Genomic DNA, 19,430 nt, shown 5'->3' on the forward strand with positions numbered 1-19,430 from the left:
TTTGCTTAAGTGTTAATAAAAACCAAATGGAGTGAACTCTTTAAAAAAAGGAGTGAAGTTTAGTATTAGGATAACAGAGGTAGTATACAAATAAATTTATCTTCTACTATTTTCGTTTTAAAGCTATCAACTTCGTAATAATTATAAATATTCTTTAAATAAGTTAAGCCTATTTTATGACCTTCAATATGTTCTTTCTTTTTGGGAGAATAATTATTGGTAACCGTAACATGGGTATTATTTATTTCTACTTCAATGTTTAAAGGATTGCTTTTTGTGATTTCATTATGCTTTATGGCATTTTCCACCAGGGTTTCTAAGGACAGTACGGGAATTTTTTTATAAAAAATCAACTCATCATCACTTTGGTTTACAATCGTAATATTTAAACTGTTTTTAAATCGGATTTTATGCAGAAAAATATATTGCTCCAGGAAGTCCAGTTCTTTTTTAAGGCTCGTTAGATTATCATCCCTGTTTTCCAGCAAATAGCGATATACATCTGCAAGTTGTAACACAAATTTTTGGGACAGATTGGGTTTGGATTCAATAAGATAGTGTAGCGAATTAAGCGTATTAAAAAGAAAATGGGGATTCATTTTCTTTTTAAGTTGATTTAGCTGCAGTACGGCATTTTCTCTTTGGTAATTTTCGTTGGCTATAGCCAGTTGTTCCTTTTCTTTCTGTACGCTTAAATTCTCGTTATATTCTTTTTTCAGCTGAAATCTTGCGATAAGCAGCAATGACATAAATGTGATAAAGGCCAGTAAACTAATCCAGGAAAAATAGCGCTGAACTTCTACAGTGGTATCCTGGAGATCAAACTTCACGAAATTAGCCACCACGATAAGGTCCTGATCTCCTATCATCACCTTGTCAAAATAGCGCACAATGTCCAATCCCAGATATTGCGAAATTCCGTTGTTTTTCAGCACCTCGTTATCAGATTGGTTTAGGATATCTGAAATAGCAAAGAAATCAAAATACGAGGGTATTTTTTTTCCAATATTGTCAACTTCGGGATGTAGCAGGCATATGCCATTTTTGTTGAAAACGGTGGTATAGGAATTTCGTTCCTTATATTTTTCTGAGTAGTATTTCCAAAACGCTTTTAAATCAACGTCATACCCCACAATCACAGTAGTGTCTTTATTTTTTTTAAAAACATAAGCCTTCCGGTTAAGTACTTTATCTTTAGAAATGATTATCGTATCCAAAGTTCCCTTTGCAGCGTCCAGCAGCATTTTTTTATTTGGAATGGAAGGCTCACTAAATTCGGCTTTCGGTCTTAAATGTTCCGTTTCCTGAACACCGCCAGGCGTGATGGTATATACATAACTACCGGAATTTACCGCGTTCGATAAAGCTAAATCACTTACAAAATTCAGTTTGTTGATTAAGGTGCTTAGGGGAACATCTGAAGCGTCTTCAATACTATTTTTAGCATAGTTTAAAAAACTGTTCAATTCTAGAAATTCAGAAGCTATAGTATTCTTTTTAGAATAAAGGTCTGTCTCTCTTACATCTTCCATCAGGCCTGAAGACACAGAGGTTATTTTTGGGGTAATTAAAGAGCTTCCTATAAAAAAGCCAATAATGATCAGAAGACTTAAATAGAAATATTTCTGATGTTTTCTAAACCGTCTTAAATAGTTAATAAGTTCCATTTTAATGATTTAACCACTCTTTAAAAGCGTTGATCGTCATTGAACTTATTAATATGGGGCCGCCACTGCCGGGAGACGGACTTAATTCTATTTTTAGGCGATTTTGGCTATATTTTACAATAGATTTTATGGCATTATGACTAATAATAAATTTCCTGTTGATTTTAAAAAACTCTTTTGGAGCCAGTTTATCTTCTAAATTTAGAATCGTACTATCATACAGATACACCTGGTTATCCCTGGTAAACAGGAATAAAGATTTATTCTCTGCCATAAAATAGGCGATTTCTTCACTTTTAATCGATATTAATTCTTCTCCCTGAGAGACCAGGAAACGATTTTGAATTTGTGGTGTTTGCAGATCCGGTAATGTTGTTTTAAGCCGTTCCAGTAAATTCTCTACATGATCAGATTCCTTTTTACTACCCACAAAGTTGATGTATTTTTCCAGGGCTTTGTCGAGTTTCTGCTTATTATAAGGCTTAAGTAGGTAATCAATGGCAAAAAACTGAAACGACTGTACCGCAAAATGATCAAAAGCGGTGGTGAAAATGATGGGAATTTGAATGTTTAAGGCATTAAAAATTTCAAAGCTTTCCCCATCTCCCAGGCTTATATCGCTAAAAATGAGATCACAGGAATTATTTGTAAACCATTCCTTTGCCTGTTTAATATTCTCTAACCTGGCCACTATTGTAATCTCGTATTTCGATTTTAACAATAAGCTTTCTAAGGATTCTGCCGCTAAATCTTCATCTTCAATAATTACGACTTTCATTGTAGGGATAACAGTCTTAAATGTTGATTTTTAGTACTCTATTTTAAAAAAACTAGGCAATATTACTAAAAACCAAGAAGGATAAATTCATTTTGATTGCTAATCTTTAGAGTTTTAAGAATATATCTTATTTTACTCGTTTACTTTTCATTTATCTCAATTTTAAGGATTTAAAAAACTATTTATTTAAATATGTTTAAAAAAACTGATATCCTTTAAAGTACCCCAAGCTCTCTTTTTATCCTGCAAGTTCAGGATACTATTGTAGCTTAAGGCCAACTATTGTACAGGCTACATGCATTTAGTGAGTGTTATTAAGAAACCTCAGCTTGCGGGTGTATAAGCATCCTCTTTATGGAGTTCAAACCACTATTATGGCGATGCTGACTTTAGGAGGATTATCTATTATGCATAGGTCAATTCATCATAATTACAATTCATTTCAGTAATTAAGCCTAGCACTAATTGTTGTATATGCGATTTGCATTTAGTGAGTGTCATTAAAAATCTAAACCTCACCTTACGGGTGTACAAGCACCCTCTTAATGGGGTTTAATCCACTATAAGTTCAATTCCGGCCTTTTCGGCCTTGTATTTTATTTTAGTCATCAGCTCATAATAATTCCAATTCCTTAAAACAAATCCGTTTTCATTTTTGGCGATTTCTATTTTATCTTCCTGGTTTAGCAAAATAAGCGTTCCGGCTTGATGTTTAATACAAAAATCAATAAGCTTTCGACTGTATACATGCAAGCGGTTACTTATATAGCCTTTTTCATGGTTATGGAATTTTTTCACTGCTTTTGTTTTACGTTTACGCCCTTTTCCCGGTCGGCAATAGGTAGCCCCGGTTTGCGTTCTTCTTCGAGCAGCCTGTATGGCTAACCTCCTGTATAAAAACTCTTCACGATTGCCAATACTCATTTTTTCCTTACCCGATTTTACCATAATAGGATATTCAAGCGATAAAGAAGCTTCTGCAATGACTTCCGGTTTTAGGCTATGCTTTTCTTTTTCAATTTCAAAGGTAGCCAGCATAAAGATCTTATTGTCTTTTAATTTGATGTGGGAAGTACACAGTTTGGTTTGCCCTGCTACTAACTTTTCCAACAACTTTTTCTTATCGGTATGATCCCTTCCTAAATACGTCTTTAGCGGGATCGAGAATAGTCGAAAACGAAAGGTACTTTTTTCCTTATCATAGGACAATCCATGAACTCCATCCCTATGAAAAGGAAAGGCCATATTTCTTTTGAAATTCATCACCGAGCGTTCTCCTCTCCAGTATTCCTCACGATAATAATTAAATGTCGTTATGATTTTCTTGTTCAGTGCATTTAAAATGAGGGTGGGTATTTCTCCTTTAAACCGATTGGATAATACCCGGTAAATGGAATTCATCCGGGAACGATTTAGGAGGCCTGCTTCATCTTTCTTTTCATCGACCAGTTTATATCTTATCCCTTCTGATAGATAAAAGAATTCCTTGATCATTTCCTGAATATACAGATGGGTTATAATAAGATTAGCCGCCCTATAGCTTCGATTTTGCCAGCGGTATAGCGTAACAAGCGCCTCCTTTCTTTCTTCTTTGGTAGGAGCATCCACCTTCAATTGAATGGTTCGGGTGAGCTGAATGGTTTCTTTTCCCATGCTTATGCCGATTGTTGTTGTTCGTGTTTTTGCTGCAGCAATCTATAGGCGGTCATAAATTCCTTATGCACTTCCTTTTGAGAAAGTTTCAGTTCTTTGGCTATAGCCGCAAAGGAGTACTGCTTTTCATTACGCAGTTGTAATAGCTTTTCCTGTTCCGCAGTCATCCTGCCCGGTAGTTTTACCGTAACCACCTTTTTTGGTTTGGTTTCCAAATTATTGCCTTGATGGATAATTTTTTTAATATCCTCGATGGCTCTTTTTACCTCGTAGCTGGTGTAAGCGGTACTGGTTCCCATAACCTGGGCAATGTTCTTATATTGAAAACCGTATGTTATGCAGAGTTCAATGAGACGACGTCTTTCAGCACTTAACAACGGAAAAACACGTCTTATCCGGTCGAAGGCTTTTTGGTCGGCTTCCTGATCCCGTAAATGTGGATCTTCTGAGTCCGGGTCAAATCCGTGCATATATTCCTGGTAGTCCGGAAAAAACTCCAGTCTGCCCATATTCCGGTGAAACTTATTCCTGGGGTGGCAATAGTAATAGGTACACTGGCGTTTCATCACATGAAGAAGGAAGTAGAGCATATGTTTAGGATCTTCTATATGATCTCTTTTCTCCCATAATTTTAGGAACGTATCCTGAAGAATGCTCTCGATAACAAATTCATCCTTAATTAACTGCTTCCCCATCCAAAAGAGCTTATGCTGATATCGGGCATAAATAAATTCCATGGCATCAGGATGCCCTTCTTTTAAAAGTTTAAACTCACGTTCCATAGCCAACAGTTTTTAATGTTGGATCGGATCTTCGAAAAGGGACTGTACTAATAAGTAATAGGAACCTAGCGGTGTGGAGTATAGTTTTCATAATTTATTGTGGTTTGTTTGTCTTTAACTAATTTGAAACCATAGGCCTTCCCAAAAAAGCCGTTAAACTTAGGGAAAGGCTTATATAGCTTAAGGGAAGGCTTTCTGGCTTCTAGCCTAGACTAAATGGCTAATTCATTAAACGCTGGTTTCTTCTTATAGGTTTGGTTTTATAATTATATCATTATTAAATCAAGTCTTATACTGGCCGAAAAGAATAGTGCTATAGAGTTTCTATTTACAATAGATGCTATATAAATGATTACATCATTGCTTAGTGATCTCAAATATAGTAAAAAACTAAAAAGGATACATATATGTATCCTTTTTTTGTTTTAGAAAATGTGACTTTTATCCTAATGTCAGATAAAAAGCTCATAACAGAGAAAAAAGCGCTAGGATCGAGAATTGCTGAACTCAGAAAAAAAGTTATTGATCCAAGCACAAATAAGCCTATTTCACAAGAAGAATTAGGATTGAGAACAGGAAACGCAAAAAAGACGATTGGTGAAATTGAAAGGGGGAATACTAATCCGACTTTTGAAACTTTATTTAAAATCGCTCGAGAATTAAAAGTTCCGATTATAGAACTATTTAATTATTCGAAATAAAGAGAAAATATCTTGAAATTGAAAGAGAAGGTAGTAAACTAACCAGTTATGACAGCAGAAGAAAAGTTCATCAACTCCGTTAAACATCGTTTAATGTTTATTGTATCGAAAATTGGGCTTGAATCTAAAATATAGTTCTTGATACAATTCTGCTTCGTTTCATAGCGAAAAATCACTCCTTTAGACTTGTATTGTTATTTTTATAGCAGTATTAACAAAGAAAAGAGAGCTGAACTCGGGTACACTAATATCGCTCAGAACATAAAGTTCATCGTTCGATTCAGACCCAAGTTCAGACTTTCATCAACAATCTCTAATAGAAATTCGGGATATAAGCCCATTATCAAGGAGTTGAGTTATTGATGAAATCCCTCTTATCTACAAAGCATTACAAAGTTATGAAAAGTATTTATGTAGGTATCGACATTAGTAAAAACACGTTGGATTTTTGTGTTAGATCTTCCGGTGTGGCAAGCTTTCACAAGATCGGCAACAAAACCAAAAGCATCCGCAAGCTTTTGAAAAGCATAGCCAAAATAGATTCCAAGGCTTTTATAGCCATGGAAAACACGGGGTATTATAACTATAACCTTTACCAAACCCTGAAAGGCTTTGATTTTAACGTCTATGTGATAGACCCCAAGCATATCAAAAGGAGTATCGGCCTGGTGCGCGGTAAGAACGATAAGGTAGATGCCAAGAGGATTGCCATATTCATTGAAAGGAACCATCAGGATTTTGAATGCTGGGAACCTTGCAGTGAAGCCATCAGGTCTTTAAAGATATTGATGGGCCAACGTAGATCAAAAATCAAGCAGCGCAAAGGGATCAAACAGCAAATGGCCGATTTAAAGGATATTGTATTTAATGGCAGTACCAGAAAACTGATCAAGATCAATCAAAAGGCCATCAAAGAACTGGATAGGCACATCCACGAAATAGAAACCTTGATCCGTGCCGAAATCAAATCGGACCCGGTTTTACAGGAACAGCTCAAAAGGATCAAGACCGTACCGGGCATAGGGGATGTTACCGCTTGGATGATCGCCATCAAAACCGAAGGCTTCCAACGTTTGACCGATCCAAGGAAGCTCGCCTGCTTTGCAGGGGTGGTACCCTTTGAGCAACAGAGCGGCACCAGCCTAAAAACCAGGCCCAGGGTATCGAAAATGGCAGATATGGCCTTGAAGTCCGTACTTCAGATGGCCGCTATGAGGGCGGTAAGGATGCAAAATGATCTGCAGGTATATTACCTAAGAAAAGTCGAAGAGGGCAAAAATAAAATGAGTGTTCTAAATGCGGTCAGGAACAAATTGTTACACATTGCTATGGCACTAATTAAAAACCAAACAAATTATAAAAACCGCTTGGAATTGTCATAGAAATCGAACGGACTAATTATTAAGGTTTAATCTAATTTATAAATAGTGCCTTTTTTATTAAAATAAGAACCGGTGATTTCTAAAATACAGTCCTCGCCAAAACCTGCATAGCCATAATATCCTTTTAACTTCACAAAAAAATCGGTGCCTTTAATTTCATATAAATCACCGGGACCATCGGCTAATTCTATTTCAAATTTACCCGTTTTTAAGTCGGTTCCGGTTTTTACAAAAATAAACTCAATTTCATTGCCGTCTTCATCTAAAGTATCGTCCTCCAATTCCTCTTTTTTATAAAATGCATCTACATCATAGTCATCTAAATCGTCTAAGGATTGTGCTGTGGTGATTGAGGTAATCAAAAAAGTAAGGATTAAAAGGATATTTTTCATTGGTTCGCTGTTTTATGGTAGCATCATACAAATTAAGGTATAACTAATTTCAACATTTTTTATTTCTATAATTTCGCTACTTTAATAAGTATTTATTCTTTGGTCTAGCTACCTTATAAATCAAGAAAACACAATCATATGGTTTACACTTGCCTTAGAAATGGCAACTACCGGTAAATTTTGCAATGATACCAAGTACCTGATTATGGTAAATCAATAATAAATAGATTAATAACGCCCAATTAAAGGTTTTAACTCAAGAGCTAATTCTTTCTCGAGTGCTGTGATCAAATATTTCATATCATTATCAAACACGATATATTTCACCTTAATATTTCCAAATCTGCTTACGTCGTACCAATGAAATAATTGCATGCTGGCGGTTTTTTCACTAACAGAATAACCCAAATGAGTTACCAACCTTCCCCAAAAATAGGTTTGAACCTTCCCCACATAAAGGGTGGTACTTTCTTTTGAAAAGTATTTTTTGAATGATGCCGTATTTCTGTAGTAAGGTTCTTTGTATTTCCACCTTACTTTTTCTACATATTTTTCATATTGTAATCTTATTTCTTTGTTTCTGCTAGAGGACTCCAATTCAAACCAATATAAAACCGGTTTTCTTATATTTTTTAATCTTTGAAAGATGTTTACGTGTTCTTCACAAGTAGTTATATTTCTAACTTTACAGTAATCCATATGGAAATAATTAGAATTTAACTCAATAACATTATTGCCTTCTTGCTCACAAAATCTCTTATGAGCTTTCTCTAGTGTTGCTTTTGCTTGCTTTAATGAATTTTCTACTATTTCATTCATATAAATCCTTTAACATCATTATTAATCTATGCACTCCACTCACCAAACTGTCCCTCAGCCTGTTCCATAATGTCCTGTAGGATTTCGTTGAGTTTCGTGATGCTTATTTTACCCCGGAGTTCTTTTTTAACCGCTAGGCGTATGCTGGCTTTGGCGTTCTCTTTTTTGGTCCAGTCTAATTGCAAATTGTTTTTTACGGCTTGAACCACGCCGTGTACAATGTCTTGAATAGGACCCTCTTCTTTGATGATCTCTTTTTTAGCTGCCAGAATATCGTAGAAGGCCAACTCTTCTTCACTCAAACCCAATTCTGCAATCCGAGTGTCTTCTTTCTGTAAATCTTTTGCACGCTCTACCAACTCGGCTATGGTGGCATAACTATCCAAAGCGTTGTTATGATAACGGTCAATAACCTTTTCCAGTTCTTCTTTAAGACTGGTGTACTTTTTTATGTTTTTATGCAGCCGCAGTTTGATCTCATCTTTTAAGATATTTTTGATGAGTTCTATTTTTAAAGCATTGCCATCTTTTTCTTGCTTGGCACCTAACAAAAAGGTATCGTCCAGAATGGCAATATCCGGTCGCTCAATACCGGCCATGGCAAATACATCTACGATGTCCTCACTTTCTATACTCTGGCTGATGAGTTCTTTTACCTTCTCTTTTTGCTCCCCACGGGTGGTGGTTACACTTTTGGCATTGCGTACCGCTTTACTCACATGTTGCACAAATAAGACATCTACTGCAGTATGTTGTATGGCCGACTGACTTTTTACGATTGACAACAAGCCGCTCATCGTTTTTTCGGCTTTCATAAAGTCCATAGAAGCTTCATCATCTTTAATGATGTGATTTAAAGCTGCTTTTACCAAAAGTACTTTATCGGCCTCCCGCAGACCTTTCCAATTGTGGTAATCTACGTGTTCCGGCAAGTAGGCGATACAGCTTTGCAGCTGATCAAAAAACAACTCTAAGGCCTGTTCCATATCTACTGTAGGCTTGCCTTTACCTCCACTTCCGGTATATTTAGAGGTGGCTGTTTTAAGATTATCGCCAATGCCTATGTAATCTACAATCACTCCGTTTTTCTTATCCTTAAATACCCGATTGGTACGGGTGATGGCCTGCATCAGGTTATGCCCACGCATAATTTTGTCTACATACATCGTATGTACACAAGGGGCGTCAAAACCAGTAAGCCACATATCTCTTACGATTACAATACGCAACGGGTCTTCCGGATTCTTAAAACGTTTCTTGAGTGCTTCGGTACTGTGCTTGGTTCGGAAATGCTCATTCCATGCCACAGGATCTTTACTGATGTTACCGGTCATCACTACGGCGATATCCGGGCAATCTTCCAGTTCCTTTAGCGCATCATACATCTTAACGCAGTTCCGCCTGCTCATACATACGATCATTGCTTTTCCGTCAAGGGTTGCAATACGCTTGGTATAATGACTTAAAATATCTTGTGAAATCTTAGCGACCCGATCTGCACTCCCTGCAGCATCTTCGATAGCCGCCCATTTTAAATTGGGGTTGTCTTCGTCTGCTTCGGTGATCGCATCAACCTCAGCATCTATATCTTCATTCCACAAATGCAGCTTAGCCAGACGGGGTTCGTAATAGATTTTTACGGTAGCATTATCCTCTTCGGCCTGGCGGATGTCGTAAATGTGAATCAGGTCTCCAAACACCTCCTGCGTATCGGCATCTTTGCTGTCTACAGGCGTACCGGTAAAGCCAATAAACGACGCATTGGGTAATGCCCTGCGCATATTACTGGCAAAGCCGTCCAGAAGTCCGTACTGCGTACGGTGGGCTTCATCTGCCATCACAATGATGTTTTCCCGCGTACTCAATACCGGATGCTCCAGTTCTTTTAACGTGTCCTCGGTACCGGTTTTAAGGCGGAACTTCTCAATGGTCGTAAAAATCACGCCACCGGCTCCCGCACTCAGCAATTTGCGTAAATCGGCTGTGGTATCTGCGTGTTGCACATCGCCTACCAGATCTTTAGCCAATACAAAGTTTTCATAAAGCTGAAAATCCAGATCACTACGGTCTACCTGCACCACAATGGTTGGGTTTTTAAACTGCTGCATACTGCGCAAAATGCCCGTATAGATCGCCATAAAAATACTCTTACCCGATCCTTGTGTATGCCAGACCACTCCAATACGCCCATTACCCACCGGCCGCACCGCTTTTTGTGCTGCTGCCACGGCGTAGCTTACGCCAAAATACTGATGGTACTTCGCTCCTTTTTTAATCAACGTACCGTTATGGTCTTCGTGAAAAATAAAGTTCTTGATGTAATCGAGAATACGCGCTTTAGGAAACAGCCCAAATAACAGGGTATGCATCTGGAAATCCTCATCGTTAAAGGTGGTTTTGCCGTCTATACTCTTCCAGGCTGCAAACCACTCTTGGCCGCTGCTGTACATCCCGTGTTGGGCTTCATTCCCATCGCTGATGATGGTTAATGCATTGTACTCAAACAGCTGCGGAATGTCTTTTTTATAATGTTGAATCTGGTTAAAAGCTTCTTTGATGTTGGTATGCTCATCATACCAGTTCTTCAGTTCAAAAACCACCAGCGGCAGGCCGTTGATATAAATGATGATGTCGGGGCGGCGTTTGTTTTTACCGGTAATGCTGAATTGATTGACCGCCCAAAAGTTGTTATTGTCGGGGTTCTCAAAATCGATGGGGTAGATATGCACAGCTTTTTCTGCACCGGTTGCATCTTCATACGGAAACTCAACCCCTTTAGTCAATTTTAAATGAAAATCCCGATTGCGGTGGTCTAAGTCTGCACCTATATTATGCGTAAACGAAGCAACGGCAAACTCCTGAATATCCTGTGGGATATGCGGGTATTGCCGGGCAATAAAGGCAGCCAACTCGTCTTTAAGCACCACGCTCACATTGTTTTGCGGCAAGCTAGTACCCAGCTTATGCGTATAGCCCAGATCTTCTAACCAGTCTATACAGGCCTGCTCAATATTTGCTTCTGTAGTCATAAATAATTATTTCCTTTCATTCCCGCGCAGGCGGGAATCTCATTAGCCCACCCAAATTTTTCAATACAAGCGAAAATCTCAACCCAACACTCTTCTTTTAAATTTCACCCTCCAACACTTCCTCCAAATCAAATTCGTTTAAACGGACTTCCCCGCTTACTAATTTAGGGAGTAAGGTATCTCTGAGTTGAGTTAAGGTCTGTTTTTGTTGAGTATTCATTTCTATTTTTCTAAATATTTTAGCAATTTGAACACTAAATAAATTGATAATTGATTTTTCTGGCTTGACCACTTTAATTCTGTGGACATCGTTTCTATTTAATGTAGGAACTGCTGAACCTGAATTAAACTCTTTTAAATCAATATTTTTTAAAACAAAAAATGCGTGATAAGGCGTACTGCTCCTATATTCTTTTATCCATAAAGAAGTATTTAGTGGCCAGAAATCTTCTGAAACAAAATATACATTTCCTAAAACTCCTGACCTTCCAGTGGTTACTCCTGGAGCTTCTACTTTATATTCATTATGATATGTTGATTTTCCACTTGCAGCATAAATAGGAACATTTCCTTCTATCCTCTTTTTCTTTGGTAAGTCAAAACCCCTCTGTAATACAAATAAATCTTCCAAATTAGCAACTACCCAACCCTCAGGAATCAACCCGAGTTCACTTTCTATAAACTTCCCATCCTGAAAGGGTCCAAAATCCACAAACCATTCTTTATACAGCGCCATGGCCATCTCTTCTAAGGTCTTATTGATGGCCAGGTTGTTTTCTATTTTGGCATCTATAGCCGAAAGGATGTTGGCTATGGCTTTTTGTTCTGGGAGGGGTGGGAGAACTACTGACATATTATTTATGTCCTCCTTACCAATGTTTTGCTGTGCTGATTGTGTTTGATTTGCTAATATTTGATTAAAGAAAAAATCAGACTTTAGGAATTGAAAAAAGTATTCCTTATTTAAAATATTTTCATTTAGTGGAATAAAATTACCTACGCGATAGTTTTGCAATACAATCTCATCAAAATTAAATCTAGCTACTTTACCTATGGTGGCACCAGTAAGTGCAATTAAAATATCACCTTTATTCAGAATAACTCTTTTAAATTCATCAATTCTATTAATATCTATGTAACTGCATGATGAGATATCTGCTATACCATCACCTTTTATTTGAGTGATTTTGAAAATCTTAATACCCTTATCAGTAAAATCATAATTTCGAAATTGATAGCCGTGCTTCAATTCTGCAACATTTCGAAAATCTACTACCTCCCAGTTTTCAGGAATTCTATTTAACGAGTTTAACATAATATCTTTTCCAGTTTTGGGGTATTAGTTTTTGGGTTGTTCTGAGATTAGTTTGAAATAGTGATTGGATTCCTTGGGTAGTAAGTTTTTACCTTCTTTAAAATCCTTTTCATTAAAGCTAAATTCAATTTCATTACCCTCAAGTTCCAATATTCGATTGAGTAAAAATGATAATCTATTATCAATTAAATGTTGAATACCCTCATCGGTTGTAGCCATAAATATGCTCAACTTCTCATCGAGAATTGTAAATTGAATATTAATAAAATTTTCTTGTGTATATAGTGATCGATTTTCTTGCCAATCGTTTTCTAGTTTTAAGAAGCTTGTTTCAAAGAAAAGCTGTTTTTTACCATGATATTCTTCTTGTGTATATTGAGGATCATTTCGCTGACTTTCAATTTTCTTTTTCATCAACTCCGATTTTTCAAAAGTGAAGAATATTACACCACGGTATTCTCTACGTCTATATAAATCAAAAAACTTTCGAAACTCCTTTATAGCTGGTCGATTAACTAACCCATGATCATTAACAAATTCAACAAATTCTCTTTTACTACCAAAATCATATTCTATTCCATCTGATAATGTAAAACCTTGAATCGACCAAGGTTCTATATTTATACTTTGTACGCAAAGGAGTTCAATATCTTGAGAGGTCCAAAATTCTTTAGTCAGCCTCACTATTTCACTTTTTATGCTGCCAATTTTACTTAGTTTTTGACCTAAGTGATAGAAGGTGTAATTATTATACCTCCATAGCTTATCTTGGTATTTCCCAAGAAAAGTCTTATAAATGTCTACGCTAGTTTTAAAAATGTATTCATCTTTTAACCCCCATAAATGATTATTCTGTTTTTCTTCCCATAAGGCGGTCAGCATTCTAATTCTTGTTTCAAGACTCAAAATTTTATTTTCAAATAAATAATTCTTAATTGTCATTTTTAGGCCATCTTGCTCAGATATATTTTGATCAATAAATCCTTGCACTTTTCTTCCTAATTCTTTGAACAGTGTATCTTCATACTGATTGTAATTATTTCTATTATCATATATATAGGCAAGGGTTTCAATAAGCGTTTTAAGTTCCGCTAATGAATCTGGTTTATAAAAGGTAATCCTATCTAATAATTGTGGTAGTTTATGAGACTCATATTTATCTTTAACAAGTTCCTTTAAAGCATCTCCACTATTATTAAATAAATCATGAAACTCATCATCTCCTAAATAATCTTCAAATAAACGCTGTTCAATTATCATATTGAAATTCGATAATTTCTTAATGCTTTTAGTATCTTTAGTTTCATTTTCTTCTCCAAATAAATAAGCCAAAGTCTTAATAATCAAAACTTTGTCATCATGGGAATAGCGAAAATAATGGTCGTCTTTACCATCTTCTAATTTAAAATCTTTATATAGTGAATATTTGTCCAAAATTTTATGATCAAAATTACTTTCATATCGAAAAAAATCAAGTAAATCATAACTGTTTTCCTGATTTTCATCATGTTCTAAAATGACCACATCCCTCTCTTTGTTATATTTTAAAAGCTTACTTTTATTTTCTTGTAAAATCTTTATAAAGTAAGGGTATTTTAATTTTAAATATATAAAATTGATAAGGTCCTTTAACTTTATAGCCTCTCCTGTGTAGGAATATTCAAGCGTTATTTGGTTTACTGCTCTTTTTACATCTCTTAAATTATGAATGTAATCATCAAATAAATTATGCTGATGATTTAAGGCTTCTTGAAGTTCAGTAGGAAATTCACTCCTAAACTGTTGAGTTTTTTCGGTAAGTAATTCTTTAAAAATGGTTCTCAAACTTTCTTTTCTTATAGCTGGTAAAAAGACCTCTAATTGAAAAAATTTATCTATAAACCTGGCATTAAGAATTTCTTGCTTTCCAGTAAGGAGCTTAACAATATATTCTTTATCCATAGCTACAAGAAAAATTACGTTAGTAAAATCTGCACTATTTCGTATCAATTTTAATACTTGTAATATTTCTTTAGCGTTTAAGCGATCTAAGTCATCTACAAAAACTATTATTTTTTTTCCGGTTTCTTTTAAGCGCTCATTAATGTCGTCATACATCTCTTTAGCCGAAGTCTTTTCAAAAGAAGTAATATGTTTTTCAAAAAAATTTAGATTAACTTTATTTTTGTACAGATCAACAAGCCTTTTAGAATATTCTAAAACTAAATTGGAGAGCTTCCCATTATAAGGCTTTAATTTACTACTTAAAGCTCTAAAAAACTCTTTTATAAGATCTTCTTCCTGATGATTTAGATAGGGTAGAAAATGTATTATGAGGTAATCATCCAATAAATCCTTATTGAATATTTGATTAAATCGCTCCTTATAAGATAGGTTTGGCTCAAATTTATCTAATAACATCTGGATAATGCTTGATTTACCATTACCCCAAGGACCAACAAGTCCAATTGTTAATGATTTTCTACTTTCTTGATTGATTAGAATTTGATAAAGTTTTTTTACCACTCGATCATATCCTAACAAATCTCTTTCATCCTTCTCCTTTGGATTATCTGAGGTTAAGCGATATTCTGGCAATAATTTTCGTTGGATCTTTTTTACAGGTTTGAGAAAAGAATAAAAATGAATTAATAAAAATATGCTTAATGGAATTACCATCAACCAGATATATTCAAAATTAGTATTTAATAAACCATGATAATTCCACTTATACTTTTCAGCTTCAAAAAAGAAATATAAGAGCAATACATTTATTGCTAACACACTATTAATTTGTGTATAAGATGCTTTGTAGACTCTGCGTCTAAATAAATAGATAAACCATAAGCTAAGGCAAAAAGAAGCTATAATAAAAAGAACATCTAATACAGGATTAGAAAAATCTTTAGGAACTAGTAAAACTTTATCTATTATAGAAACAATCCAAATCTCTTTAGCAAAAAAAACAACTACCAATATAAAAACTATTAGTACTCTGCGAGCTGTAAAGGTCTTTTCTATTTCCTCTAGGATTCTTTTCATTTAAAACTTCTCAAAATTGGCCAAAATCTCCTTTTGTAAACGATCTCCTTCTGCAAACTGCTGTTTTAACTGCTTTTGTAAGCTTTGCATTTTTTCTTCAAAAGGGATGCCGTCGTCTTCTACTGCTTCGGCACCTACATAAATACCGGGAGTGAGTTTGTAGTCTTGGTTTTGTACTTCTTCCAAAGTAGCGCTGTAGGAGAAGCCGTCGGTGTTTTTATACTCGTTATGAGACCCTGAAACAAGTTCAGGCTGACGTTCGGCGTCATTACGCCAGGCATGGTAGGTGTCGGTGATTTTGTTAATGTCCTGCTCGTTAAATACACGCAACTTGCGGCTTTCCATCGTTCCCATTTTACTGGTATCTATAAATAGGATTTCACCAGTACGTTTGCGGTGTATCCCATCTTTACCGTCGCGATTTTTACTCAGAATAAAAATACAAGCTGGGATTCCGGTGGTTAAGAACAGCTTGTCCGGTAGGCGCACAATACAGTCTACCATATTTTTTTCTACCATCAACTGGCGTACATTCTTTTCGCCTTTGTTGTTAGAGGTCATTGCGCCGTTTGCCATCACTACTGCCGCAGTACCTTTGTCGCTCAGGTGATGCCAAAAGGTTTGCATCCACATATAATTGGCATTCCCATCTGTAGTAAATTCTTCTTTGGGGCCAAAGAGTCTGGGATCATTCTCGGGTAAATCTTCGGGATGCCATTGGCTTACATTAAAAGGGGGGTTGACGATTATAAAGTCGGCCTTCAAATCAGGGAACTTATCTTGCAATAGCGAATCCCCCAAACGCACATCAAACGAAAGATCACGTAAAGCCAGGTTCATTTTACACAGTCGCAAAGTGCCGTCATAGCGCTCCTGCCCATAAATCGAGATGTTCTTTTTATCCCCGCCGTGGGCTTGTAAGAATTTCAGCGACTGTACAAACATCCCTCCCGACCCACAAGCGGCATCAAAGATCTTACCTTCATAGGGTTCAATAAGTTCTACCAAAAGCCGTACAATACTGCCCGGCGTAAAGAATTGCCCCGCACCCGAGCCTTCGGCAATTGCAAACTTACCAATGTAATATTCATAAACGCGACCTAAAATATCACTATCGGGGTTTTCCTTTTCGGAGAGTTTGGGATTCGATAATAAATTGATCAATCCCGCCACCTGTTTTGCCGTCAACTGACTTTTTACAAAAATACGGGGTAAAATTCCCTTAAGATCCGGTCTGTTGGCTGCAAGGGTTTCATCAAGTATATCAAACGCCTCGTCTACCAGCACTTTGATGTTATCCTGCTCGGCATTGTCCTGCAGGTATTGAAAAGTGGCTTTTTCGGGGATGATGTACACGTTTTTAGACAGGTATTCATCCGGGTCTTCTAAAACATAGTTTTGTTCCTCCTCATCTAACGTATAATAATCAGATGTCTGATCATTCAATTTCTTTTTAATCTCATCTTTTCGCATTTCATAACGCTCTGAGATATGTTTTAAAAAGATCAAGGGAAGTATATAGTCTTTATATTGATTTTCGGCTACAGCACCCCGAAGTTCGTTTGCTGCTTTCCAAAGTTCCTGCTCAAAATTGATGTCTGCCTTGGTAGTATTCTTTGCCATATTGAGTGTTGGAAATCCTTTTATTTTATTGTCAGATACTCAAAAATACAATTTACTATGGAATTTCTTAGCTTCTCTAAATAATTAAACTCCTTAAACTTGAAAAACTGTTTTTAATAAAAACCTTCCCGATAAAACTCTTCCCGTAACTCATAAGCTAATTGATTGATATAACGGAGATCCGGTTTTTCGGGTAAGTCGGATTTTTTAAAGGCCTCTTCCAGTTGAGCTTGTAGTTCATTTGCTTGAGCCAAAAGGGTTTCATAAGCAAATTTTCCGCTTTTAATTTCCAAAAGAAAATCGCGGTTGGGACGTTGTACGTTAATTTGTTTTTCTCTTGCAATTTCCAGCGCCATTTCTAACAATCTGAAGGTATGCATCATATTTTTAGCATCGTAGTGCTTTCCGTGGTTTTGGGTGGTTTGGTAGCGGTCTTCATTTCGATGCTTTACCCAATCCCAGTATTCTTTATATTCCTTGCAATAACTGGAATAGCCGTCTTTATTAAAGTAAAACAGCCCCTGCTGCTTTTCTTCTTTGGGAATAGCACTTAAACTAAGCTCGTTGGATTGCTCGTGCTGTATAATGCCTTTATAGCCTAACTGCTCACTGTAAAATAAGCCGTACATATCTTTCATATGTGGAATATTGATGAGTCCGCAGTATTCCTGTTTCCAGTTTTTTAAGGATAAATAATCCAGTAAGGGAATCGCTCCCTGTTCGTAATTTACATAACAGAAAGATAGGACGCTCTTGCGTTCTTTTTCCACCGGATTAACGATCTTTTTCTTTAGGCCTTTGGCTTTTTTTATCTGGGAAATGGCAAATTTCCCAAAGGTATTTTTACAAAGTTTCGATAGGATACGCTTGGCATCGATACGCTCTAATAGCGGATGTTTATAACGCACGGCAGATGGCGGCGTATTCAGCAGTTCTAAAATATTGGGATTATTCACCGAAAGTAACTCTAGGTAACGCCCCAATTCGTAATACACGATATCATTAGTAGCATTGCTCACTTGCGGGATATACTCTAATCCATAAAAATCTTTTTTGGGCAAGATAAACACGCCTTTTATATCGGTATCAGATGCCGGTGTATCTAACCCATAAGCTCTGCTTCCGCTAATACATTCTAAGATAATAAGCTTTTGCTGCTTTAAATCTTCAATCGTCATACCGGTGTACCATTGTTAGAAAGAACGCATCCAGCTCGTTAAAACTACCGTTGGAAGCCGGTAAGGATTTTCGCTGGGCTTCAGCACGTTCTACACAGGAATGCATCAATGCAAAGAGGGGCGCTTCTCCTTCGTGCAAATAGCTTTCACTTTGGACGGCTTTTAAGGCGATTAGTTCTTCAATCCTGTTAACAAGCTGTTTTTCTAAAGGTAAGCCTGCCAGCATTTTCCTAAATTCTATAGGCGGCATTTGTTCTTTTTCGACAATCCATTTACAGGCCATCGCCGAACGTAGGGCGTAAAAGAATTTTTTAAGTTTATAGCTTTCGGTACTTTCCAGCTCGTCCAGGAACTTTTTAGCCATGCTCAGGTAATGATGAATCGTGGCAATTCTGGAATACTGGGTAGTGGCCAATTGCTGAATTTCCTTTACAAAGTCTTTATCGGCTTTATAGATGATTGGGGACTGGATCCGTTCCAACAAAGGCGGATTGGACTTTTGGAGAAGTCGTAACGACTTGCGTATATCCCAGCCGGTGATATCAATCTCGTTATTCTCGAACATAAAATCCAGGCTATCCTTTTTCTCGGTCAGCGATAAATACCAGTCTTTGGGATGGATATAGATAATTCGGATATCAAAATCACTATCGGACGAAGGAAATCCCCAGGCACGGGAACCGGTCTCGCAGGCCAACAGAATTTTTATTTGATGTTCTTGCTCGATCCTTTCTAAATACTGACTAATTTTTTGATGCATTTCCATTATAAGTCCCGGTAGTTTATTTTTACTTGTTAGCCTGATAACTGATAACGAAAATAGGGAAAATCGGGGAATTTAAGGAGAGAGAATGGGAAGCAGCTGCATAAAAATAAGCTCGTATCATTCAGCGATTTATACTCATTTAGATTTTTACTGGAGCTATAAAATAGTGTTGTTGAAGGTACCTGGAATACAGAACAAATATGGTTTAAGCTTATTAGCGCAGGATTTATCCGCTAACCGAGATTACATGCGCTGGTGCCGATAGTTATCGGGATGTCTCGTTTTAAAAATTCCTTGTTCAAATTAAATGCTTCGTGGGCCTAT

At 36.5% G+C, this 19,430-nt stretch carries 14 protein-coding genes; 2 read left to right on the forward strand and 12 right to left on the reverse strand.

The window, feature by feature from the left end; all coding sequences use genetic code 11:
• Window positions 1–65: 65 nt before the first annotated feature.
• The 4 genes from ZPR_RS22100 to ZPR_RS22115 form a co-directional block, all read right to left on the reverse strand.
• Window positions 66–1,667: a sensor histidine kinase gene (locus ZPR_RS22100; protein ID WP_013074024.1), complete on the reverse strand. Its 1,602-nt coding sequence runs from the start codon at window positions 1,665–1,667 to the stop codon at window positions 66–68.
• A 1-nt stretch (window position 1,668) separates the two neighbouring features.
• The gene (locus ZPR_RS22105) at window positions 1,669–2,445 is read right to left on the reverse strand and encodes a LytR/AlgR family response regulator transcription factor (protein WP_013074025.1); all 777 of its coding nucleotides are present in this window, start codon (window positions 2,443–2,445) and stop codon (window positions 1,669–1,671) included.
• A gap of 552 nt (window positions 2,446–2,997) precedes the next feature.
• Window positions 2,998–4,098 (reverse strand): hypothetical protein, encoded by a 1,101-nt coding sequence (locus ZPR_RS22110; RefSeq protein WP_013074026.1) that lies wholly within the window; start codon window positions 4,096–4,098, stop codon window positions 2,998–3,000.
• Window positions 4,099–4,100: 2 nt separating this feature from the next.
• On the reverse strand, window positions 4,101–4,880 hold the full coding sequence (locus ZPR_RS22115; protein WP_013074027.1) for an RNA polymerase sigma factor: 780 nt from the start codon (window positions 4,878–4,880) through the stop codon (window positions 4,101–4,103).
• Between the two features lie 449 nt (window positions 4,881–5,329).
• Between ZPR_RS22115 and ZPR_RS22120 the strand changes: the two genes are divergently transcribed.
• Window positions 5,330–5,581 carry a helix-turn-helix domain-containing protein gene (locus ZPR_RS22120; RefSeq protein WP_041579386.1) on the forward strand — a complete coding sequence of 84 codons (252 nt, stop codon included), beginning with the start codon at window positions 5,330–5,332 and terminating at the stop codon, window positions 5,579–5,581.
• A 398-nt stretch (window positions 5,582–5,979) separates the two neighbouring features.
• A complete protein-coding gene (locus ZPR_RS22125; RefSeq protein ID WP_041578472.1) occupies window positions 5,980–6,963 on the forward strand; it encodes an IS110 family RNA-guided transposase in 984 nt (327 codons plus the stop codon).
• A 26-nt stretch (window positions 6,964–6,989) separates the two neighbouring features.
• On the opposite strand, the gene ZPR_RS22130 is transcribed toward ZPR_RS22125, so the two are convergent.
• The 8 genes from ZPR_RS22130 to ZPR_RS22165 all read right to left on the reverse strand — a co-directional run bounded on the left by ZPR_RS22130 (window position 6,990) and on the right by ZPR_RS22165 (window position 19,106).
• On the reverse strand, window positions 6,990–7,355 hold the full coding sequence (locus ZPR_RS22130; RefSeq protein WP_013074029.1) for a hypothetical protein: 366 nt from the start codon (window positions 7,353–7,355) through the stop codon (window positions 6,990–6,992).
• 228 nt (window positions 7,356–7,583) lie between these two features.
• Window positions 7,584–8,174, reverse strand: coding sequence for a hypothetical protein (locus ZPR_RS22135; RefSeq protein WP_013074030.1), 591 nt, complete (start codon window positions 8,172–8,174; stop codon window positions 7,584–7,586).
• A 26-nt stretch (window positions 8,175–8,200) separates the two neighbouring features.
• The gene (locus ZPR_RS22140) at window positions 8,201–11,203 is read right to left on the reverse strand and encodes a type I restriction endonuclease subunit R (protein ID WP_013074031.1); all 3,003 of its coding nucleotides are present in this window, start codon (window positions 11,201–11,203) and stop codon (window positions 8,201–8,203) included.
• A gap of 97 nt (window positions 11,204–11,300) precedes the next feature.
• Window positions 11,301–12,518 (reverse strand): restriction endonuclease subunit S, encoded by a 1,218-nt coding sequence (locus ZPR_RS22765; RefSeq protein WP_013074032.1) that lies wholly within the window; start codon window positions 12,516–12,518, stop codon window positions 11,301–11,303.
• A 24-nt stretch (window positions 12,519–12,542) separates the two neighbouring features.
• Window positions 12,543–15,539, reverse strand: a complete 2,997-nt coding sequence (locus ZPR_RS22150) for a KAP family P-loop NTPase fold protein (RefSeq protein WP_013074033.1) — start codon at window positions 15,537–15,539, stop codon at window positions 12,543–12,545.
• Complete coding sequence (locus ZPR_RS22155) at window positions 15,540–17,162, reverse strand: type I restriction-modification system subunit M (protein ID WP_013074034.1); 1,623 nt, start codon at window positions 17,160–17,162, stop codon at window positions 15,540–15,542.
• 113 nt (window positions 17,163–17,275) lie between these two features.
• The gene (locus ZPR_RS22160) at window positions 17,276–18,340 is read right to left on the reverse strand and encodes a DNA polymerase beta superfamily protein (RefSeq protein WP_013074035.1); all 1,065 of its coding nucleotides are present in this window, start codon (window positions 18,338–18,340) and stop codon (window positions 17,276–17,278) included.
• Window positions 18,330–19,106 (reverse strand): nucleotidyltransferase domain-containing protein, encoded by a 777-nt coding sequence (locus ZPR_RS22165; protein WP_013074036.1) that lies wholly within the window; start codon window positions 19,104–19,106, stop codon window positions 18,330–18,332. Before ZPR_RS22165 ends, ZPR_RS22160 begins: the two co-directional genes overlap by 11 nt.
• Window positions 19,107–19,430: the final 324 nt, after the last annotated feature.

Source organism: Zunongwangia profunda SM-A87 (genome assembly GCF_000023465.1).
GTDB classification, from domain to species: Bacteria; Bacteroidota; Bacteroidia; order Flavobacteriales; family Flavobacteriaceae; genus Zunongwangia; species Zunongwangia profunda.